The 22,223-nt window shown below is 37.0% G+C and carries 25 protein-coding genes and 1 rRNA gene; 1 reads left to right on the plus strand and 25 read right to left on the minus strand.

All coding sequences use genetic code 11. The features are described 5' to 3' along the window. Positions 1-2: 2 nt before the first annotated feature. The 14 genes from ACQKIH_RS18870 to metG form a co-directional block, all read right to left on the minus strand. On the minus strand, positions 3-1,208 hold the full coding sequence (locus tag ACQKIH_RS18870) for an MFS transporter (protein ID WP_427768248.1): 1,206 nt from the start codon (positions 1,206-1,208) through the stop codon (positions 3-5). A 166-nt stretch (positions 1,209-1,374) separates the two neighbouring features. Then, the gene (locus ACQKIH_RS18875) at positions 1,375-2,334 is read right to left on the minus strand and encodes a ribose-phosphate diphosphokinase (RefSeq protein WP_057989513.1); all 960 of its coding nucleotides are present in this window, start codon (positions 2,332-2,334) and stop codon (positions 1,375-1,377) included. A 26-nt stretch (positions 2,335-2,360) separates the two neighbouring features. Beyond that, positions 2,361-3,731 carry a bifunctional UDP-N-acetylglucosamine diphosphorylase/glucosamine-1-phosphate N-acetyltransferase GlmU gene (gene glmU / locus ACQKIH_RS18880; RefSeq protein WP_057989515.1) on the minus strand — a complete coding sequence of 457 codons (1,371 nt, stop codon included), beginning with the start codon at positions 3,729-3,731 and terminating at the stop codon, positions 2,361-2,363. Between the two features lie 340 nt (positions 3,732-4,071). Beyond that, entirely contained in the window at positions 4,072-4,377 is a 306-nt protein-coding gene (spoVG, locus tag ACQKIH_RS18885) for a septation regulator SpoVG (RefSeq protein ID WP_057989517.1), read from the minus strand. Positions 4,378-4,663: 286 nt separating this feature from the next. After that, a complete protein-coding gene (locus ACQKIH_RS18890) occupies positions 4,664-5,038 on the minus strand; it encodes a RidA family protein (protein WP_057989519.1) in 375 nt (124 codons plus the stop codon). 2 nt (positions 5,039-5,040) lie between these two features. Then, on the minus strand, positions 5,041-5,868 hold the full coding sequence (purR, locus tag ACQKIH_RS18895) for a pur operon repressor (protein ID WP_057989521.1): 828 nt from the start codon (positions 5,866-5,868) through the stop codon (positions 5,041-5,043). Between the two features lie 73 nt (positions 5,869-5,941). Next, complete coding sequence (gene ispE, locus ACQKIH_RS18900; RefSeq protein ID WP_057989523.1) at positions 5,942-6,808, minus strand: 4-(cytidine 5'-diphospho)-2-C-methyl-D-erythritol kinase; 867 nt, start codon at positions 6,806-6,808, stop codon at positions 5,942-5,944. A 197-nt stretch (positions 6,809-7,005) separates the two neighbouring features. Next, positions 7,006-7,197 carry a small, acid-soluble spore protein, alpha/beta type gene (locus tag ACQKIH_RS18905; RefSeq protein ID WP_057989525.1) on the minus strand — a complete coding sequence of 64 codons (192 nt, stop codon included), beginning with the start codon at positions 7,195-7,197 and terminating at the stop codon, positions 7,006-7,008. A gap of 249 nt (positions 7,198-7,446) precedes the next feature. After that, positions 7,447-7,704 (minus strand): biofilm formation stimulator Veg, encoded by a 258-nt coding sequence (gene veg, locus ACQKIH_RS18910; RefSeq protein ID WP_057989527.1) that lies wholly within the window; start codon positions 7,702-7,704, stop codon positions 7,447-7,449. Positions 7,705-7,921: 217 nt separating this feature from the next. After that, positions 7,922-8,809 carry a 16S rRNA (adenine(1518)-N(6)/adenine(1519)-N(6))-dimethyltransferase RsmA gene (rsmA, locus tag ACQKIH_RS18915; RefSeq protein ID WP_427768249.1) on the minus strand — a complete coding sequence of 296 codons (888 nt, stop codon included), beginning with the start codon at positions 8,807-8,809 and terminating at the stop codon, positions 7,922-7,924. Next, a complete protein-coding gene (gene rnmV / locus ACQKIH_RS18920; protein WP_057989533.1) occupies positions 8,802-9,365 on the minus strand; it encodes a ribonuclease M5 in 564 nt (187 codons plus the stop codon). Before rnmV ends, rsmA begins: the two co-directional genes overlap by 8 nt. Positions 9,366-9,591: 226 nt before the next feature. Then, positions 9,592-10,791 carry a resuscitation-promoting factor gene (locus ACQKIH_RS18925; RefSeq protein ID WP_427768250.1) on the minus strand — a complete coding sequence of 400 codons (1,200 nt, stop codon included), beginning with the start codon at positions 10,789-10,791 and terminating at the stop codon, positions 9,592-9,594. A gap of 270 nt (positions 10,792-11,061) precedes the next feature. Further along, a complete protein-coding gene (locus tag ACQKIH_RS18930) occupies positions 11,062-11,835 on the minus strand; it encodes a TatD family hydrolase (protein ID WP_057989535.1) in 774 nt (257 codons plus the stop codon). A gap of 243 nt (positions 11,836-12,078) precedes the next feature. Next, positions 12,079-14,037: a methionine--tRNA ligase gene (metG, locus tag ACQKIH_RS18935; protein ID WP_427768251.1), complete on the minus strand. Its 1,959-nt coding sequence runs from the start codon at positions 14,035-14,037 to the stop codon at positions 12,079-12,081. 341 nt (positions 14,038-14,378) lie between these two features. Between metG and abrB the strand changes: the two genes are divergently transcribed. Then, the gene (abrB, locus tag ACQKIH_RS18940; RefSeq protein WP_057989537.1) at positions 14,379-14,654 is read left to right on the plus strand and encodes a transition state genes transcriptional regulator AbrB; all 276 of its coding nucleotides are present in this window, start codon (positions 14,379-14,381) and stop codon (positions 14,652-14,654) included. Positions 14,655-14,800: 146 nt separating this feature from the next. Here the strand turns inward: abrB and rsmI are convergent, their stop codons facing one another. The 11 genes from rsmI to rrf all read right to left on the minus strand — a co-directional run. Continuing rightward, positions 14,801-15,673 (minus strand): 16S rRNA (cytidine(1402)-2'-O)-methyltransferase, encoded by an 873-nt coding sequence (gene rsmI / locus ACQKIH_RS18945; protein WP_427768252.1) that lies wholly within the window; start codon positions 15,671-15,673, stop codon positions 14,801-14,803. Next, entirely contained in the window at positions 15,654-15,932 is a 279-nt protein-coding gene (locus tag ACQKIH_RS18950) for a GIY-YIG nuclease family protein (protein ID WP_057989541.1), read from the minus strand. The genes rsmI and ACQKIH_RS18950 overlap by 20 nt, the downstream gene beginning before the upstream one ends. After that, entirely contained in the window at positions 15,916-16,665 is a 750-nt protein-coding gene (locus ACQKIH_RS18955; protein ID WP_057989542.1) for a tRNA1(Val) (adenine(37)-N6)-methyltransferase, read from the minus strand. The genes ACQKIH_RS18950 and ACQKIH_RS18955 overlap by 17 nt, the downstream gene beginning before the upstream one ends. 79 nt (positions 16,666-16,744) lie before the next feature. After that, positions 16,745-17,104, minus strand: a complete 360-nt coding sequence (yabA, locus tag ACQKIH_RS18960; protein ID WP_057989545.1) for a DNA replication initiation control protein YabA — start codon at positions 17,102-17,104, stop codon at positions 16,745-16,747. 24 nt (positions 17,105-17,128) lie between these two features. Further along, positions 17,129-17,944, minus strand: a complete 816-nt coding sequence (locus ACQKIH_RS18965; protein ID WP_057989546.1) for a PSP1 domain-containing protein — start codon at positions 17,942-17,944, stop codon at positions 17,129-17,131. Then, positions 17,937-18,941 carry a DNA polymerase III subunit delta' gene (gene holB, locus ACQKIH_RS18970; protein ID WP_427768255.1) on the minus strand — a complete coding sequence of 335 codons (1,005 nt, stop codon included), beginning with the start codon at positions 18,939-18,941 and terminating at the stop codon, positions 17,937-17,939. The genes ACQKIH_RS18965 and holB overlap by 8 nt, the downstream gene beginning before the upstream one ends. Positions 18,942-19,057: 116 nt before the next feature. Next, entirely contained in the window at positions 19,058-19,498 is a 441-nt protein-coding gene (locus ACQKIH_RS18975) for a YaaR family protein (protein ID WP_057989551.1), read from the minus strand. Positions 19,499-19,519: 21 nt separating this feature from the next. Then, positions 19,520-19,849 (minus strand): cyclic-di-AMP receptor, encoded by a 330-nt coding sequence (locus ACQKIH_RS18980; protein WP_057989552.1) that lies wholly within the window; start codon positions 19,847-19,849, stop codon positions 19,520-19,522. A gap of 69 nt (positions 19,850-19,918) precedes the next feature. Beyond that, on the minus strand, positions 19,919-20,548 hold the full coding sequence (gene tmk / locus ACQKIH_RS18985) for a dTMP kinase (RefSeq protein ID WP_427768253.1): 630 nt from the start codon (positions 20,546-20,548) through the stop codon (positions 19,919-19,921). 19 nt (positions 20,549-20,567) lie between these two features. Further along, positions 20,568-21,989, minus strand: a complete 1,422-nt coding sequence (locus tag ACQKIH_RS18990) for an aminotransferase class I/II-fold pyridoxal phosphate-dependent enzyme (protein ID WP_427768254.1) — start codon at positions 21,987-21,989, stop codon at positions 20,568-20,570. A gap of 142 nt (positions 21,990-22,131) precedes the next feature. Then, a 5S ribosomal RNA gene (gene rrf / locus ACQKIH_RS18995) occupies positions 22,132-22,223 on the minus strand; the annotation flags it as partial.

A 22,223-nucleotide genomic window follows, 5' to 3' on the forward strand; every position in this document is an offset into this window, starting at 1 on the left:
TGTTACCTCACTTGAATATCTTTGTTTCGCTTAACGGCATATAAGAGGAAAAATCCAACAGCTGCTAGAAAACGGATTGCCGTGGACATATACATTGCCGTTTCCATCGAAAAGTTTTCAAGTAACCATATACCGATTTGTGGTGACGCAAATGCAATAATCGCGAGCAAAACATTATATGAAGTAATACAATATGTTCGGATTTCTGTCGGTGAATTTTCTAATAATAAATTAAATAAAATTAATGTCGTACCAGCTACAAAAAATCCCGCTAATATATTCATAACCACTAAATAATATAGATTTGTTGATAGAACCATTAACAATGGCGAAGTGGACATTCCAAACGCTACCCACACAAACACGCGCATATTGCCATATTTTTGCGACCATTTCCGCCATAATGAAAACGAAAATATTTGGGCAATCATACTGCCCACGTTGAACATACTCACCCAGAAAATCGTTGCCTCTGCATAACGAACATTGTAAATATTAAAAAGCCCCCACGCCATTTGCCACCCAAAATTAAAACCGAGCGCTACGACTAAAAAAAGTACATAACGGTTGTTTTTAAAAATTGACCAATCCATTGCACGTTTCTTTTCAATAGCCACTTCACGAATTGGCTCCTCATGCCTCAATAAAAAATAAAGTTCTAAAATCCCTATGGAAAATGTGAGCATAAATAAAATTTGATAGGCTATTTTACTCGTCGTGGCATCTTTCATCACAATACCAATCGTCATTGTAACAACTAGCCCAACAATCGTTAACAATCGATTGCGGTCACTAAAAAAATAGGCTCGTCGATGATCTTCAATAATATTGCCTATAAATGATTGCCACCCCATGTTAGCAAGCGTATTCGGAATACTCATCACAGCAATTAGAAACAGCAATAGCCATGATGCACTACTTCCAGGGACATAACTAACAAAAGCAATGAGTAAAAAAATAAATCGGGCCGCTAAAATTGAATATGCTACAAGCTTTTTCTGTTCAATCGCTTTATTCAACAAAATGGCCGCTGGTAACGTCATGATTAGCGTAACTAATGGAGGTATCGAACTAATTAACCCCACTTGATAATTCGTCACCCCTAAAATCGTCATTGCAAAAATTGGGATATAGCTATTCGACATATTCGTAGCAACAGCAGACGCCATTCCATGATAAATACTCATTTTTTCATTATGTGTTCTCATAAATACCTCAAATGTTCATAATATTTACTAATTAAAGATTATTATACTCATTTTCCTTCGCAAGTCGAAACTATTTTTGAATAATGAATTGATAAATAAAAATGAAAAAACCAGCTTAGAGACGTAAAGTCCCTAAGCTGGTTTTTATCTACTGAAGCAATTTCGATTAGTCGAATAATGTACTTACAGATTTGTTTTCATAAACACGTGAAATTGCATCTGCCATTAATTTTGCTACAGAAATTTGTTTAATTTTTGGTGATAATTTTTCTTCACCTAATTGAATTGTATTCGTTACGATTAATTCCTTAATAGAAGAGTTCTCGATGCGATCAATTGCAGGACCCGAAAGTACTGGGTGTGAACAACAAGCGTACACTTCTTTTGCACCGCTCTTAATTAATGCTTCCGCACCAATTGTGATTGTACCTGCAGTATCGATAATATCATCGATTAAAATACAAATTTTGCCATCCACATTACCAACGATGTTCATTACTTCTGCTACGTTCGGTTTTGGACGACGTTTGTCGATAATAGCAATTGGTGCTTTTAAACGTTCTGCCATTTTACGCGCACGTGTCACTCCACCATGGTCAGGAGATACGATTACAAGATCTTCTGAGTTGAAGCCTTTTGAGCCGAAGTAGTCTGCTAATAAAGGCACTGCTACTAAATGGTCAATTAAAATATCAAAGAAACCTTGAATTTGAGGTGCGTGTAAATCTAATACGATTACACGAGTTGCACCAGCCGTTTCTAATAAGTTTGCTACTAACTTAGCAGTAATTGGTTCACGTGCTTTCGCTTTACGGTCTTGACGTGCATAGCCATAGTAAGGCATTACAACGTTCACCGTACGAGCAGATGCACGTTTAACAGCATCCACCATAATTAAAAGTTCCATTAAATGCTCATTTACAGGAGCAGAAGTAGATTGAACGATGAATACGTCACATCCACGAATACTTTCTTCAATGCTAATTTGGACTTCTCCATCACTGAAGTGTTTTACAGATGATTTTCCTAGTTCTACACCCATTTCTTCAGCAATCTCTTTAGCTAAAGGATTGTTTGAATTTAATGAGAAGATTTTTAATTTTGAGTCAGCGTATTGATACGGCATGATGGCCTCCTGTATTTTGAATAATTTTATTTTGAATTTAATTTACTAACATAGTTTAGCTTATTTTCCTGACGTGCACGTGCAATTGCAAATGCATCTTCTGGAACTTCTTTTGTAATTGTAGAACCGGCAGCAATAAACGAACCTTTTTCAAGCTTCACTGGTGCTACTAAGTTGGAATTGCACCCTACAAATACATTGTCTTCAATAATCGTTTTAAACTTATTCTTTCCGTCATAGTTCACAGTAATCGAACCACAACCGACATTTACATTTTTGCCAATTTCGGCATCGCCAATATAGCTTAGGTGGGAAACTTTTGTGTCATCCCCTAAAGTACTTTTCTTCACTTCAACAAAGTTTCCAATTTTCACATGGTTTCCTAGTGAAGATTCTGGACGAAGATGTGCAAACGGCCCAACTGATGTTTCATTACCAACACGGCTATTAAATACAACCGAGCTATGAATCGATGTACCATTTCCAATTGTACTTTCCGCAATATGACTGTTCGGACCAATATGACAATCCTCACCAATCACAGTTTTTCCTTCAATGATGACACCAGGTAAAATGACAGAGTCACTGCCGATAATTGCATCCGCACTAATATGTGTCGTAGCTGGATTAATAATCGTTACCCCATTGCGCATATGACGTTCGTTGATACGAGCGCGCATAAATTCCTCTGCTTGTGACAATGCAAAACGATCATTTACCCCTAATGTTTCATCAAAATTATCCGTCACATAAGCCGATACAATTTCACCTTGCTTTTGTAAGATTTCAATGACATCTGGTAAATAATATTCACCTTGCGCATTGTCATTATTCACTTGCTTTAATGCAGCGAATAATGCCTGATTGTCAAAACAATACGTACCTGTATTAATCTCTTGCACAAGTTGTTGCTCAGAAGTTGCATCTTTCTGCTCAACGATTTGCGAAACTTGACCTTGAGCATCACGTAAAATACGACCATATCCAGTCGGATTTTCTGCAACGGCTGTCAAAATTGTTGCTTTTGCTTGTTGCTTCTCGTGATGTGCAAATAAAGCTTGCATCGTTTCTGGTCGAATTAGTGGCGTATCTCCACAAACAACAAGAGTCGTACCTTCTAATTCGCTTAAAATGGGCTTTGCTTGTAAAACTGCATGGGCCGTACCAAGTTGCTCTGCCTGTAAAACATACTCACTTTTTTCACCGAGTGTTTCCTTTACAAGCTCTGCACCATGTCCGACAACCGTTACAATTTTTTGTACATCAAGCATTCCGATATGATCAATCACATGCTCTACCATAGGTTTTCCACATACCGGATGTAACACTTTATATAATTTGGACTTCATTCGTGTACCTTGACCGGCAGCCAAAATAACTGCGTAAATATTTGTCATTTACAAGTCCTCCAATTTAGCTCATTTTCTCTTATGACTATATAGTAAATTCACTTCATTTTCAAGGTTTTCAGACTTGACAAAGCCTTGAATTAAAAAATTCTCTTCTTTGTTTCGCCTTATTTATTTTTCCTTTTGAGCAAAGGAATAGTAGACATGTAAACGACGATTGTTCGTCTACTCTACCCTTTCACGGAATTCCACTATTTTAAACTAAATTTATCTTCATTCAGTAAAAAAGGGCTTGTCTAAAAGTAATGAAATCAATTCCATTTATCGGTAATTAATCGTGCAAAAAAGGACCTGCTCAAAATTGAGTGGTCCTTCGTTAATTACTTTATTAAGCGTTTACTTCTTCCAATTCTAATACGGCCTCTTCTTCTGTTTCTTCATCAGAAGTTGCATGATATGCTTCAAGAACGACCTCTTGAATTTTATTCCGCGTATTCGAGTTAATCGGATGTGCAATATCACGGAATTCTCCATCTGGTGTTCTCTTACTTGGCATAGCCACAAATAAACCTGTATTTCCATCGATCACACGAATATCATGAACGACGAACTCCTCATCTAGTGTAATTGAGGCGATTGCTCGCATGCGCCCCTCTGTTTGAACACGGCGTAATCTTACAGCAGTTACTTCCATTCTCTAATTCCTCCCCTTCTTGGATGCTCTTCTTCGATAAATAGTAGTATTCTATAAAAATTAAAAAACACCTTCTAATTTTAAGAAATTTCCAAAAAATTAGAATCCTTTATCAATAGAATACAATAATTTGTAATTTTTTTCTATTACTTATTTCAAAAAATAAATGAATTTAATATATTCTTCTATTTCTTCGCCATCTTTTTGCTTATTTTACGGCCTATTATGGCTTCAATTTCCCACAAAAAAAGCTACACCACTTTTAAAATGGCATAGCTTCGATAGATTATTTAATTAACGCAATGACTTCAATTTCTACTTTAACGTCTTTTGGTAAGCGTGCTACCTCTACTGCTGAGCGTGCTGGTTTATGTGCGCCAAAATGTAATGCGTACACTTCATTCATTACCGCAAAATCATTCATGTCTTTCATAAAGACTGTCGTTTTCACAACTTGATCTAACGATGAACCTGCTGCTGCAAGTACTGCTTTCAAGTTTTCGAATACTTGATTTGTTTGCACTTCGATGTCTCCATCTACTAGTTCTCCAGAAGCTGTTAATGGAATTTGTCCTGACGAGTAAAACAAGTTGTTAACGATCATCCCTTGTGCATATGGTCCGATAGCTGCTGGTGCGTTTGTTGTTGAAACTGCTTTCATAATTACTTTCTCCCCTTTGAAAAATAGTTTCCTTCACTTAATGCAATTGTTCGGTCTTTCTCGTTTACTTCATGTAATTTTACTAGTGAATAATAATCATCAACTAATGTTTCATCCGCATGCTCTGCCTCTACTAAAACAGCAATGCCTGCTAGCTCACAATCAAATTCCTCTAGTAAATTTTTCATACCGTTCATCGTACCGCCAACTTTCATAAAGTCATCGGTAATGAGAACACGTTGTCCACTCTTCATGCTGCGTTTAGATAAAACCATCGTTTGAATACGACGGGAAGACCCTGATACATAATTGATACTGACCGTTGAACCTTCCGTCACTTTACTATCACGGCGAACAACGACTACTGGGACATTTAAATGTTTCGCGATAGCATGGGCAATAGAAATCCCTTTCGTTGCTACCGTCATTATGACATCAATTTTTTGCTCAGCAAATACGCTTGCAAAAACTTTACCTATTCGATTCATTAAACTTGGATTTCCTAATAAATCCGTCATAAACAAATAGCCACCCGGAAGTAGACGATCTGATTGACCTAATTCAATAATTAACTCACCGGCGATTTCATGAACTTCTTGTTCCGCCATTTTTGGTATATATTTTACGCCACCCGCTGCCCCCGGTACGGTGATTAGCAGCCCGATTCCTTTTTCTTCAAATGTTTCTTTTACAATTGTTAAATCCTCACTAATGGAAGATTTCGCTGAATTGTAGAGATCCGAAAAATAAGTTAGCGGGATCAGCTGATGTGGATGCTCAAGCAAATAATATGTCATATCTACAAGGCGTTCACTACGTTTCCATTTCATGCGACCCTCTCCTAAACATTAATTTTTTTAAAAAGACGAACATTACTAGTCAAATTAACATAATTATACGATTTTAAGCAAGTGGATTTCGATCCCCTAACATTCGAACTACGTATACTTCCTCACAAAATCCACGTAATCCGTTATAAATTCGGCTAACACGCGCTTCATGATCTACGAGTCCAAATACAGTTGGACCGCTCCCACTCATTAGTACTGCATCTGCGCCAAATCGCTGCATTTGCTCTTTTATTGTCACCACTTCTGGATATAATTCAAATGTTACAGATTCTAAAACATTTCCTACAGATTCACAAAGTAATGGGTAATCATTGTTTTCGATTGCCTCAATCATTTTTGTAGTATTAGGATGTTCAATGTTATCTACTTTCAATCCACCATAAATTTCGGCTGTTGAAACGCCAATTTTCGGCTTCGCTAAAATAACCCAGCACGTTGGTGGCACAGATAATTCCTTAATCTTTTCACCGCGCCCTGTTGCTAAAGCAGTGCCTCCGTATACACAAAACGAGACATCTGAACCTATTTTGGCACCGTGTTCTGCAAGTTCATCTAATGATAAGTTTAAATTCCAAAGTTCATTTAAACCGCGTAATGTAGCTGCAGCATCACTACTCCCACCAGCTAAACCAGCTGCGATTGGGATTTGCTTTTCGATTGTAATCGTAACCCCTTCACTTAGGCCATATGTATTTTTCAACAATTCAGCCGCTTGATAAGCAAAGTTGCGATTATCATCTGGTACAAAGCGATCCGCTGATACAATTTTTATTTGCCCATCTTTACGTGTTTCTAACCCAATACGATCGGCTAAATCCACTGTTGTCATAATCATTTCTACTTCATGGTAATTATCTGGGCGCTTATATAGTACATCTAAAGTTAAATTAATTTTTGCGGGTGCTTTTACATAAAGCATCGAATATTCCTCCTCGTGTAAGGCACGCATGTTATTTATACGTTATCAATTTATTAATGTACTTATTTTACCACAGGAAAGAGGGGAACATTGAACTTTAAACGTTAACAATTTTAGCACCTTCAAATTTATTTTTGAGCCCCAAGGAAAAAAGCAGTAAAACCCCTCTAAAGGATTTTACTGCCCCATGTGTCAACTTACTTTTGTGTTTTTTGCATCGATTGACTGGCCAATTGTTTTTGACCCATTTCAACCGCGTACTTGACCATGTTACCTGCATCACGGGCTCTAATACCGCCCCAACCTTCACGTTCGACGACATCATAAAATCCGAGTTCCTTGGCGATCTCTTCTTTAAGACGGTACGACATGATTTTTTGTTTTGACATGCAGAAAACCTCCTTTGTTGAAAGTACCTTTGCTTAAATTTAAACATTGGCTTTCTTGATCAAAAGTTTCGTTGACCATGTTAGTATGGACAGCAACTAAAAATCCATACATCATGCCAAATCAAGTTGATCACAAAGACTAATAATATGTCGTCTGAAAGGATTTCTTTAAATCCCATCTTTTTTCCCACTAAAAAAACACTCGAAAATGAGTGTCTTTTTAAAATATTAAAAATAAGACTAGAAAAACTATTTTACGGCTGCAACTGCATCATCTAAAAAAGTAATCTCTACTGCTTCTGTAAGTATATCTGTGTAACTGTAAGATACGCGCTTAAACGCACTGTTTTCTTGATTAAGTTCAACGACGAATATTGCATGATAAGTTTCGCTTAAAACCCCTTCACATTCGATCGTTTTCTTGCGACCACCATTTGCTCGTAATTGCAAACGTTTACCCAAATTACCATCTAACAACTTTTTAATGTCTGCTAAAGTTTTTGGCATTTTCGCATACACCTCACTATATATACTTTAACATGAAGTGAAATATTTGTCAATAAAATATAATATTTTATCACCAAAAAACCTAAACCGTCAACTCTTTTATATGCGAATTTAAAATTTTTTTGAATTTGTGACATTCGCCAAGGTTTAACCCCTTATTTAATTAAGGGGCATACATGGCATTCATCCCCCACTTATACATATGGAGAACTTCATTTTATTGTCTTACACAAAAGTTAGGGTGTAGGAAATCCGCTAATTGACCGAACTCTTGAATTGTTAATGTCTCTCCGCGTCGAGATGGATCAATACCTGCTTGTTCTAATGCTTCTATAATTTTTTGCTTATTTTGTTTACCGTTCATTAAACCATTTTGTAAATTATTTAAAATTGTTTTACGGCGCTGAGCAAAAGATGCACGTGATACTTCAAATAAGAAGTCCTCGTCAATTACTTGAACTGGCGGTGTGTCATGTTTGATTAGTCGAATTACAGCTGAATCTACGTTTGGTTGTGGCATAAACACTGTTTTTGGGACAATCATAGCTACTTCCGCTGTCATATAATATTGAATGGCAATCGATAATGAGCCGTACGCTTTTGTGCCTGGTTTTGCAGAAATGCGGTCCGCTACTTCCTTTTGCATCATCACAACGAATCCGCGAATTGGTAAACGGTCGTTTAATAACTTCATTAAAATTGGTGTTGTTACATAATAAGGTAAGTTCGCAACAACCATGATGTCCTCGATACCTGGGAATTCCTGTTCGATTACATTCACTACATCTGCTTTTAAAATGTCCGAATGTACAATTTTCACATTATCATATGGGCTAAGTGTATCTTCTAAAACCGGCAATAAACGCTGATCAATTTCAAATGATACAACCTTTTTCGCTCCACGTGCTAAATGTTCTGTTAAGGCACCAATTCCAGGTCCTACTTCAATTGCACCACTGTTTTCTGTTAAGTTTGCATGACTCACAATATTTCGTAAAATATTTGGGTCGATTAAGAAGTTTTGCCCTAAACTTTTTTTGAATGAAAATCCGTATTTTTCTAAAATTTCTTTTGTGCGAATTGGCGTTGCAATGTCTTTATACATGCTGTTCCTCCTGATCTAATTGTTGAATAGCTTGTGCAAATTGTTCCGTCGTAATTTGGAACATCATTAATCGTTTATGGAGCTGTTTGCCATTAGTCATGCCTATATTTAAAATCTCACCTAACTGAACACGTCTCGTTTTTGATTGTGGATGACCGATTAATCGAGCCATCATTAAATCTTCTAATGTAATTTGCTCTATTATTTGTGAATCTGTTAATGTATACACATTGGCCAGTGCCTCGCGTATATCTGCATCACTCGCATGCTCTATACCTAACCCTTTACCATTTTTAGCAATCGTTTTTTCCTTTGCTAAAAATGCATGCTTTACACCCGGGACGCGTTCTTCAATAATGGCACGAATTCTACGGCCTGGGTAATCGGGATCGGTAAAAACAATGACCCCTCTCTTTTTTTGGGCATGGGCAATCCGGCGAAGCGCTTCTTCAGAAATTGCTGATCCATTTGTTTCAATTGTATCGGCACCTGTTGCTCGTTTTATGGCTGTTGTGTCGTCTTTTCCTTCTACAACGATAATCTCTTGTATATCCAAGAAACGTTCCTCATCTCTAACTTAGTCTTTCGCTATTTTACCATAATTAGCGGCTGCTTACTCCGCTTATGATTTTTCTTGTGAATCACGGGAAAATAACAACTGTTGATTTTAAAAGGTGCTCCCTACCATAAAAAAAAGCCTTCTCGCCATCAGTCACGGAGCGAGAAAGCAATATTACATTTTGGAATAACCCAATTTTCGCGAAACAACACACGAAAAAGGATTAGTTTAATACTTTCATACGAACTTTTTTGCGTCCCCAGCTATTTGCTTGAGACTCGGATTGTACTAAAATATCGATTTTATTCCCTTTAATCGCGCCACCCGTATCTCCAGCTACAGCATAACCATAACCTTCGACCCAAACTTTTGAACCTAATGGCACAATACGTGGATCAACCGCGACAATTTTTAAATCTGGATTTTCACGCAAGTTAATACCTGCTGCTGAAACTCCCGAACATCCTGCACAATAAGGTGTATAAGCAGTCGCCTCTACAAAGAATTCCTTACCGCCTGTTGGTTCACCCGAACGTGACACGCTCGCTGTAACCACCTTTGTACCCACAGCAACTACTTTTGTCTTTGCTGCTTCTACAACTTTTTCAGATGCTACTTGTTTTGATATGGTTTTCCCGTTTTCTTTGACGATACTATACGTACGTTCAACCTTACCGTTTTTTCCTTCTGTCACTACTTTTTCTTTACCCTTCAACAATGAAGAATCATTTTTCTTTTCAACTGCGAAATCTATTGATTCCTCCACTACATCGGTAACCTTTTCTACGCGAACAACTGCGATTTTTTCATTTGGAGCGATAACATTCTCCAAACCTCTATCCACACGATCAAATTCATTTAACTGAATTTCTTGTTGTTTTAAAAAGTTAGCGACCGTAGTCGAAGTGGACCATACTTGTCTCTTTTCTAACCCATCGACAAGCGTTAACTGAAACGCTTTTTGAATATCGATTTTGTTATCTGCTCCTACTTCTGTATCTAAGCTTTGTGATAATATATCTTGCTCTTTTACTTCAATATTTGCTTCTTCCAAAATGTTCTTCACTACTTTTTCAGTTGTCCAAACGATTGACTGATTTCCGTCAACTGAAATGACTAATTCTTTTGCCTGTTCCCATTCAATCGACATTCCACTGTCGATTTCGGTACTCAGTGAGGGTATTACTTTATCGTGCTCTGATATATCTATATTTTCTGCTTCTAAAAGCTCGGCAACTGTATCTGCATGTGTGTATACTCCGGTGGTTTCACCATCTACAATTAATGCAACTGGGGTTTTCGTTCCTTGATACAGAACGAATCCTATTACGAATACAAACAGGACTATTGAAATAATTTTTACTCCTGTTTGCTTACTCCTCAATGATCCTAAGAACTGGCTTTTCATGGAATGATTTGACATGAAAATAACGCCTCCTTAATACAAAGTTGGATTATACGGACTAGTTTCCATACTGTCAATAGAAACGATTTCCTTATAAAATCGTTCATTTACTGAAACTATTGCTACAACTAGTATTGGAGGCAAATTTTAATACTAAACATTTATTTTTAAATTGAGATATATTTTTGTCGAAATGACTCATTTCAACACGAAATCTTAGTTCAATCGATCGATTCCTGATGTTGAAATACGTACTTTTTTTATCCTTCAACAATTCACTTAAGTATATTAGTCAATTTTAAAAAAACGTTTTGCATTTTCCGTCGTTTTCCTGGCAACTTCCTCTACAGGCAATTCTTTTAATCGGGCAATTTCCTCCGCCACTAATGGAACATATGAAGGCTCATTGCGTTTTCCACGGAATGGATGCGGTGTCAAATACGGTGCATCTGTTTCGATTAATAAGTACTGTAATGGAATTTCAGTTGCTACTTCTTTTGGTTGACGGGCATTTTTAAATGTTACTGGGCCTCCAAGACCGATCATAAAGTTCATTTTGATACATTCATTTGCTGTTTCTACACTTCCACTGAAACTATGCATAATTCCGCCAACTGACGCTGCATTTTCTTCTTGTAAAATTCGAACCACGTCTGCTGTTGCTTCTCGATTATGGATGATAATCGGTAAATTCAACTTTTGCGCTAATTGAATCTGTTTTCGGAACCAATATTCCTGAATTTCTTTCGGTGATTTATCCCAGTAATAATCCAGTCCTGTCTCACCAATTCCAACGACTTTCGGATGTTTTGCAAGCGCTTCAATCCATTGCAAATCCTCCTCTGTACAGTCGATTGCATCTACTGGATGCCAGCCAATGACTGCGTATAAAAAATCGTAGTCTTCAATTAACTTCATCGCACGTTCGATTGTCTTTCGATCAAATCCGATGACAATCATTTTCTCTACATTTGCTGCCAGTGCACGGTCAATCACCTCTTGTAAATCTTCGTCATACTGATCTGCATTTAAGTGGACGTGTGTGTCAATATATGTGCTCATTGGAAATTCTCCCATCATGTATTGTATGTGTACAAATACGTTTTAATTTACCATAATTATTAAATTCTGATTACAGAAGTTCTCTGCTTCGTCATTATATTTATATAACATCCCAAATAAAGGTATTATAACCTAGTTAATAACCTTATTTTTACAATTAAATGTTATATTAATATATCTTAACCCTTATCAAATAATGAAGGAAGTCTGCCGAACAACATTCGTTCAACAGACTTCCTTCATTTATTTTACTTGCGCACCATTTGTCAATTTCGGATCTACTGTAGCAAGTGTTAGTACCCCATCATGAGAGCCAGCCAAAATCATCCCTTGAGATAATTCACCACGCAGCGTCACCGGTTTTAAATTAGCTACAACAATTACCTTTTTGCCGATTAATTCTTCCGGTTTGTAATGCTCGGCAATCCCTGATACGACTTGACGTTGCTCATATCCTAAATCTACTTGAAGCTTCAATAATTTCTTCGCTTTTGCTACCGGTTCACATGCCGTTACCGTTGCAACACGTAAATCCACTTTCATGAAATCATCAATTGTAATTTCCTCTGTTTGTGGTGCTTCTACTGCCGCCACTTCCTCTTGAGGAGTTTTTACAGATGCCTTCATTTGTTCACGAATATAAGATACTTCCACATCTACTTCTAAACGAGGGAAAATAGGTGTTCCTTTTTCTACCACTTTTATGTTTTGTGGAATAGTATTACCGAATGTTACAATCGTGTCCCATTCTAACATTTTCTCATCCAACCCTAATTGCTCGATAATTTGCTTTGGCGCTGTTGTCATAAACGGTTGTAAGAATACAGCAATATGGCGTAAACTTTCGGCCAAATTATACATTACCGCAGCTAATTTTGGTTTGTCTGCCTCGTCTTTTGCTAATACCCATGGCGAAGTTTCATCAATGTATTTATTTGTACGTGAAATAAGCGACCAAAGCTCACTCAATACAACGCTAAATTGCATCTTATCCATACTTTCTTCATATTTAATACGAACATTTTCTGCATGTTCTTTTAATGTCGCATCAAATTCTGTTGCTTCTAAGTTTTCTGTTGGAATCACACCATCAAAGTACTTGTTCATCATCGATACAGTACGGTTTAAAAGATTGCCTAAATCATTAGCTAAATCAAAGTTTGTTCGCTCAACAAATGACTCTGGTGCAAATACGCCATCTTGTCCAAATGGCAGCTCACGCAATAAGAAATAGCGTGTTGCATCTAAACCGTAACGTTCGATTAACATTTCTGGATACACGACATTACCTTTAGATTTCGACATTTTCCCGTCTTTCATCATAATGAAGCCATGTGCAAAAATCTTCTTCGGTAACGGTAAATCCAATGCCATTAAGAAAATTGGCCAATAAATCGTATGGAAACGCACAATATCTTTCCCTACTACATGTACGTCTGCTGGCCAGTACTTATTAAATAGCTCTTCATTATCTGAACCATAGCCAAGTGCCGTAATATAGTTTGTTAATGCGTCTACCCATACGTAAATAACGTGTTTTGGATCTCCAGGTACTTTAATGCCCCAATCAAATGACATACGAGAAACAGATAAATCTTCAAGACCTGGTTTAATGAAGTTATTAATCATCTCATTCTTGCGAGACTCTGGTTCAATAAATTCCGCATTTTTTTCATAATATTCTAGTAGTCGATCTGCGTATTTCTTCATATTAAAGAAGTAAGACTCTTCTTTAACCTTTTGTACGTCACGATTACAATCTGGACATTTGCCATCTACTAATTGTGCTTCGGTATAATACGATTCACATGGCACACAATATAGGCCTTCATATTCACCTTTATAAATATCGCCATTGTCTAAGAAATTCTTAAAAATCTTCTCGACCGATTTAGAATGACGGTCTTGCGTCGTTTGAATAAAGTCATCATACGTAATATCCATAGTCGCCCAAAGCTTTTTAGCTACGTCAGCAATTTCATTAACGTAGTCTTGTGGATGCATGCCTACTTCTTGTGCTTTTTCTTGAATCTTTTGGCCATGCTCATCCATGCCTGTTAAAAATCGTACATCAAATCCTTTTAATCGTTTGTAGCGTGCAATCGCATCAGATGCGACCGTTGTATACGCTGTACCGATATGGAATTTTCCACTCGGATAATAAATCGGGGTTGTTATATAGAATGTTTGTTTTTCACTCACGGCAATTGCCTCCATTTGCTTTACTGTATCCTCTTTATTCTAACGAAGTACGAAATTTGTTTCAATCAAAGTTTATTACAAATCACTATTATTGATAAATAATGACAAAAATCTGGTAAAGTGTTAGAACCTTTCAACTATTACGGAATCTTTTTATTAAAAATCCAAAAAAAAGTAGGTATAAATAGAAATATAACAAAAAAATTTATTAAAAATAGGAAATTTGAATACTAATTAATTGACGGTTATGGTATTAATTGTTATGATTCTAAATAGACAAGGAATAAATGTCGAATTTTGACGAAATATAATAACTATCATTAATAGGAGGAAATATTGATATGAAATCAACAGGTATCGTTCGTAAAGTCGATGAATTAGGACGTGTAGTAATTCCGATTGAATTACGTCGCACATTAGGCATTGCAGAAAAAGATGCATTAGAAATTTACGTTGATGACGATAAAATTATTCTAAAAAAATATATGCCTAACATGACTTGTGCTGTAACTGGTGAAGTTTCAGACGACAATATGCGCTTAGTTGGCGGCAAACTTATTTTAAGTGCTGAAGGTGCAGAAATGTTAGTAAAAGAGATCGAATCAAATATTAAATAATAAGCGTCAATTAACGAAAGGGATATCTCACTATTGGGATATTCCCTTTTTTCTTTTATTATGGTCAATGCAACTGCTTATTATTAGTATGTACTTTTTTTCCATAAAAAAACTGTGAAGAGCACTTCTCCCTTCACAGTTTTTTATTATTGATGATATGCTTGATAAACTTCTCGCTTCTGTAAGTTACGTAACTTTGCAACTTCCTTAATCGCATCTTTAGACGATAACTGACTTTCTTCTATTAAATGCTCCACATGCTGTTCCAAAGTGAAGTCTGTCCAATATGCGTCTTCTTCTTCGATTATTTCATTTGATGGATTTCCCTCTAATACAATACAAAATTCCCCTCGAATTTCATTTTGTTGCGACCACTCAATCGCTTCTGTTACAGTCCCTCGTAAAAACTCTTCAAACTTCTTCGTTAATTCGCGAGCCAATGTAATTTTTCGATTTCCTAGTACAAGCTCTAAATCCTTCAATGTCTCTTTCAAACGATGTGGCGCTTCATAAAATACTAATGTTTCTTGGCGTTTCATTAATATTTCTAATTGTGCACGACGATCTTTTTTATTACGTTTTAAAAAGCCAAAGAAATAAAATGGTTGGGGTGTTAGCCCGGATGCGATTAAAGCAGTTAACGCTGCATTGGCACCCGGAATCGGTACGACTGCAAAGTCCTCTTCAATTGCCTTTACAACAATATCTGCCCCAGGGTCTGAAATACATGGTAAACCCGCATCACTTACAAGCGCGATGGATTTCCCTTCGCGTAAATAAGTTAATAATTTTTCGCCGCCAACTTCTATATTATGTTCATGATAACTAATAAGTGGGGTTTGAATATCAAAGTAATTGCAAAGTTTCTTCGTATTGCGCGTATCCTCTGCCGCAATGACATCCACTTCTTTTAAAATGCGCAACGCACGCACCGTCATATCCTCTAAGTTGCCAATCGGTGTTGCAACTAAATATAAGCAGCTACCTTGCTCGTGCTGACTACTTTTCTGTGATTTCATCTGTAGTTCTCCTCATATACTCTATTTTTTTTATGCGTGGTAATTGCTTAAATGCATATTCTGCACGCATTGCCTGTTGTTTTGTTTCAAAGGTTTCAAAATAAATACACTCTACTGGAACACGTGCCCTCGTATATTTCGCACCTTTGCCAGCATTATGCACCGTAATGCGCTTTTCCAAATCATTCGTATAGCCTGCATAGTAGCTTGTATCACGGCATTCTAAAACATAAAAGTAATGCTTATTTTCCTTCTCCATAAAGCAGTGCCCTCACTTCAGCTGTGTATTCATTATTATCCTCGTACACATAAAGTGGCGCTAAAACTTTCAAATCTGGCTTGCCGTCTTTAATCGCTTCAATTAATAACGTATTGGCCTCTTTCCCACGCTTCGGGTAAACAAACTGAATGCGCTTTGGTTCTAAGCGATTTGCACGCATTGCTGCCACGATATCGAGTAAACGCCCTGGACGATGGACAAATGCCGCTTTCCCGCCTTGTTTTAGTAAGCGACTTGCCGATTCAACCGCTTCATCTAACGTTAAATATAACTCGTGTCGTGCGATTGCGTAATGCTCGCTAACATTTTTTTCACTGAGCTCATGTGCTAAAAAATATGGTGGATTACATGTGACCACATCATATTGTTCAACACCTAACGTCGCTGGTGCTTCTTTTACATCGCCTAATTGCATATTTATTTGTTGCTGTAACTCATTATATTGAATGCTGCGTGTCGCCATATCATATAGTCTTGGCTGTAATTCAACACCTGTTATTTCCGCCTTTGTTCGGGCACTTAAAAATAATGGAATTACACCATTTCCCGAACATAAATCAACTATTTTCCCTTTGCTTTTTGGGACTTGAACAAAGCGTGATAATAAAACAGCATCTAATGAAAAAGAAAAGACTGACGGACTTTGAATAATCCGTAACTCCTCCGCCAATAAATAATCTAATCGTTCGTCATCCTTTAACCATTGTTCCACAACTATTCCTCCGTTTAAGTTCCCTTATAAAAGATAAACAAAAGACTGATATCTACAATTGCAGATTCAGCCTTTACGTTTAACCATTTTGTTTATTTAAAAATGATAGACAGAACAAACAATCTTCACCTTTACGTGAGCTACCAAAATGTACATGACATACGTGGAAACCTTCATGATAAAGTCGCGCTAAATTATCATAACCTTCCCCAATATCAATCACTTCTTTTTTAAGCTCTTCTGTTTTTTGGACGGTACCAGCTTCATTTGCTAACAGTTCCTCTAAACGTGTTCGAAGGTGAAGGTTTTCTGTTTGAAGCGTCTGATGCTCCTCCATCATATGGGCAACAAATTGCTTAAGCGCATTAAATTGTTGCTGCATTGATTCAAGCTGTTGTTCGAACTCCATAACAGTATCTAAAAAATTACGGTCCTTCACTCAAACCACCCCATTAATCTCTATCTATATAAGATTCTTTTCACATTGTAACAATTCTTCCAATGTATACTCAACCATACGCTCTTGCTTCGCTAAATATACTTGAACTAAACGTTCTAATATATTTATTCCGATTACTTTCCCTTCACCATCAGGAGTCATTGTTATTTCACCAATGTCTGGCATACCTTCTTTTGCCATCTCATAATCCTCATTTTCATACTTCAAGCAGCACATTAAACGGCCGCATAAACCTGAAATTTTTGTTGGATTTAGCGATAAATTTTGATCCTTCGCCATTTTAATCGACACAGGGTCAAAATCTCCTAAAAATGTGGAACAACACAGCATTCTTCCACATGGACCAATACCACCTAGTAATTTTGCTTCATCACGTACACCAATTTGGCGAAGCTCAATGCGTGTACGAAAAATCGATGCCAAGTCTTTAACAAGTTCTCGGAAGTCGACGCGTCCTTCTGCTGTGAAGTAAAAAATAATCTTATTGCGATCAAATGTATATTCTACGTCGACAAGCTTCATTTCTAGCTCATGTTCCGTAATTTTAATATTGGCTAATTCAAAAGCTCGTTTCGATTCAATTGAATTTTCCTCAACTTGTATACGATCACGATCGTCTGCTGGGCGCACAACTTGTTTTAATGGTAAAACGACGTCATTTTCGCCTACTTGACGCATCGGTACAACTACTTTGCCATACTCAATACCGCGAGCAGTTTCTACTATGACATATTCTCCTACTTCTAGAATATATGCTGCTGGATCAAAATAATATATTTTACCCGCCTTTTTAAAGCGAACTCCGACTACATTATACAAATGTATACCCCTCCTGAAGATTCAGCATTAGCTGCTCCATCAATAGCGTGCGATTCATATTGCGATTTAACGCTGCACGCGCATGTAACACGGATTGCATTTGAAGCGACAATCGTTCATATGTCATATGCAATGCCATGTCATTGAAACGTTGATACATATCAGGATATGTACAAATAGCCTGTTGATTTGCTTTAATCGCTACCATATCACGATACGCAAATAATAACAAATCGAGTGCCTGCTCCATCTCTTCCTTTTCTTTAAATAATGGTAGCCACTCATCATGAACTAACAATAACGCTTCATGAACATTTTGATGAACCGTCTCTATTGATTTTAACACTGTTTTTCGCGCAAGTACAAATTGCTCGTCATTTGCTAACGTATAAGCTGTATCTAACTCATTCGTTAACATACTAACAGTTGCTGCCATTGAATTAGTTATTCCTTGATCTATAAGAGCTTGGACAAGTGTTGGACGAGGTGCCTTTGCAAACTTAACATGCTGACAACGGGAACGTATTGTCGGCAATATGGCTTGAATTTGCTCCGTTAATAATAGCGCAACAACGTGTCCCTCTGGCTCTTCTAAAAATTTCAGCAACATATTGGCTGATGCCACATTTAATCGATCTGCATGATGAATGACATAAATTTTCTTACCTTCTTCTACGCCTGTCATCTTCATTTCAGCAATTAAATCCCGTACTTGGTCAATTTTAATGAATTGACCATCTGGCTCAATTTGTTGAATATTCGGATGATTCCTCGAATCCACACGTCTGCAATTTCGACATGTTTCACATGGAACATTTTTTGTCATATTTTCGCATAAGAGAAGCTTTATAAAAAACGACATAATATCACGTTTACCTGTTCCTTTTTCACCATCAAAAATATAGGCATGTGCCAAACGATTCTTTTCTACAATCGCTTGAAGCTGCTTCATTACTACGGGCTGTAATGTCATTAGCTCTTCTAATGTTCGTTTCATTGTCTTCACCTTTTCATTCGTTGCTTTCTTATTAATCAGTTTATGCCGAGGCATTAATTGATAGTCATATTAGAAAAAATCCCGTGTCTAGTGCGCGACAAAGACACGGGGATACTTTACATATAGAGATTTATTAAGAGACCTTTGATTTCGCCAATTTTCGCTAATAACTCAATCGACTCTTTTTCTTCATTTAATATATCTTCAGCTAACTCAACAAGATGTTCATCAATCGTTTCAACAATCTTTAAACGTCTACCCTCACCGAAACGATTCCATGTATGAGATTGTTTCATCTCTAAACCATAATCAACCGCTTCTTGTAAAAAGCGCTTCACTAGCATTTTAAAACGTGCAAGTTCTCTTAAATTACGTGAACGTGCGACACGATTACCTGCTGCTGAAATATCACCTAGAAGCCTTGTCAGTTGTTCTGATTGCATTTTAGATCCTTGTTTTAAAACCATATCACCAAAGCGATTATTGCCTTGGTTTGTTGGACGTAAATCATTGCGATTTGTATTCATACCAAGTCGGATATCTTGATTGATTTTCATTTATTTGCCGCCTCCACTAGATTAAAAATGGTGGAATTGATCAATTGGTAAGACAAAGACAATTGCTCCGCCAACTTCAACTTCCACAGGGTACGGAATATAGGAGTCTGCATTTCCACCCATTGGCGAAACTGGTGCTACCATTTGTTCACGTGATCTACAGTTATCACGAATAATATCCAATAATTTCGGAATTAACGAATCATCTGTACCAATTAAAAATGTTGTGTTTCCAGAACGTAAAAAACCACCTGTACTTGCCAATTTTGTCGCACGAAAGTTGTTCTTCGTCAAAGCATTTGATAATCGATTACTATCTTGATCTTGTACAACTGCCGTTACTAACTTCATCCGTACTCACCCCTTCATTGAATTGGTGCTTCTATTATAGCATAGATAGAAGGTCCACTTCATTTACTTTTACCCTAATATTGGATTTAAAATCCCCCATACCTCTTCAATAACATCCTCTAGCGGTTGATCTGCATTAATAACACGGAATCGATTTGGATATCTTTTCATCGCTTCTTGATAACCTTCATACACCTTTTGATGGAATGCTAACCCTTCAACATCTAAGCGATTCATTTCATCCGAACGATTCGCATGAATGCGTGCTATTCCCTTTTCAGGCGCAATATCAAAATAAATTGTGATATCTGGAAGACGTTGACCAATTGCAAATTGATTAATTGATAACACTTCATCTACACCAATCCCTCTTGCGTGACCTTGGTACGCAAGTGAGGAATCAATAAATCGATCACATAATACGTGCTTACCTTGTTCAAGCGCCGGCATAATCTTTTCATAGAAATGTTGTGCTCTGGCCGCTGCATAAAGTAATGCCTCCGTACGCTCATGCATCATTGTATGTGCAGGGTCTAAAATGATAGAACGGATTTTTTCTGCAATTTCAATACCACCCGGTTCACGTGTTAGAAGCACCTGTAGTTGTTTTTGTTGTAAACGTTCTCCTATCAATTTTAATACAGACGTTTTTCCTGCACCATCTGGACCTTCAAAAGTTATAAATAAGTTCCCTTGCATGTTTATATTCACTCTTTTCTTATTTTATGACATAAATTAGTTTTTCCTGTACACGATGCTCCCCTTGAAAGGCTGCACCTATTGCTATTAATTCTTCTAATTGGCCCAACTTGGCAATTGTAATTTTTTCACCTGGAATAAATAATGGGATTCCTGGTGGATATGGAATTAATGTCGAAGCAGCAACACGACCAATTGCCCTCATATAAGGTACCCATTCTTTTTCAGCATGTTCAATTTGGGCAAAACTTAATTCAGATTTTATAATAGCAGACATTTCAAATTGCGTTTGATTTACTTGTGCTAAATGGCCTGGGGATTCTTTTAATTGAATTAATGCTTCTTTCATTCGAATTCTCAAATCAGCAAATGGATATGCATCTCCATGTTTTAATAAAGGTAAAATTAAAAGAACTTGATTAACATCCGCTAATTCGACAAATACCTGCATTTTCTCCAATGCTTGTTTCAACTCAAAACCTGTATACCCTGGTGCTCGTACAATTAATTTTAACAAATCATCCACTTCAACAACTTGGAACTCCGTTAAAGTTCGTAATGATTCAATCAATTGACTACGCTTTTCCATTAAATAAACAAAGTCACTCTCTCTATAATTCATTACATATTGCCTGGCATCATCTAATGACGCCAATAATAAATAAGAGGGGCTACTTGATTGAAGCATTCGTAAATAATGATTTACCTTCTTCACATCTACTCTTGTCGACTTAATATGTAAAAAGGAAGCCATCGTCATAGCTGGCAATGTTTTATGTGCCGACTGTACAACTACATCGGCACCTAAATCTAATGCAGATGCTGGCAATTGATTGCTGACAGTCAAATGGGCTCCGTGCGCTTCATCTACAAGTACAGGGATTCCCTTTTCGTGGCAATATGAAATTTGCACTTTTAAATCTTTTGCAACGACACCATAATAAGTAGGATACGTTAATACTACCGCTTTTGCTTCTGGATATAAATTAATTGCTTGTTTTAAATGATCTAGTTGAACACTGCCTGCCGTTTGACTCTGTTCGTGCCATCTCGGGGCAATATAGACAGGATTGACTCCTACTAATTCTAATGCGTGGAAAATCGATTTATGTGCATTTCTTTGAACGATTACCGTATCCCCTTGCTGACATATCGCATAAATCATCGCTAAGTTGCCAACTGTTGAACCATTCACTAAAAAAAAGCTCCGCTCGGCTCCATAAGTTTGTGCTAATAATTGCTCGGCTTCTAAAATGGCTTCTTCTGGGTTATGAAAATCATCCAATCCCGTTAATTCAGTTACATCATATGTTAATGCCTCTTTTATTTCTGATGGTAAATTTGAAAGCATTCCGTTTTTATGTCCTGGTACATGTAGTGATAGTGGTTCATTCTTTATAAACTTCTGTAATGCTTCCACGATCGGTCTTTCTCTTTTCATTGTTTCACCTCATTAAAGTTTATCTTTCTTCCTATTATAAGGTGGTCTGTGAAATTCAACAAACCTTGTTGTTACTTCAATCAGTATAATATATTTATTTTAACAACAAAAAACCCACTGATTTCTCAGTGGGTCTTACTGTGCGAAGCGATGTCCTACTCTCACAGGGGGAAGCCCCCAACTACCATCGGCGCTAAAGAGCTTAACTTCCGTGTTCGGTATGGGAACGGGTGT

This window comes from Solibacillus cecembensis, assembly GCF_050272495.1.
In the GTDB taxonomy this organism is placed as follows: Bacteria; Bacillota; Bacilli; order Bacillales_A; family Planococcaceae; genus Solibacillus; species Solibacillus cecembensis.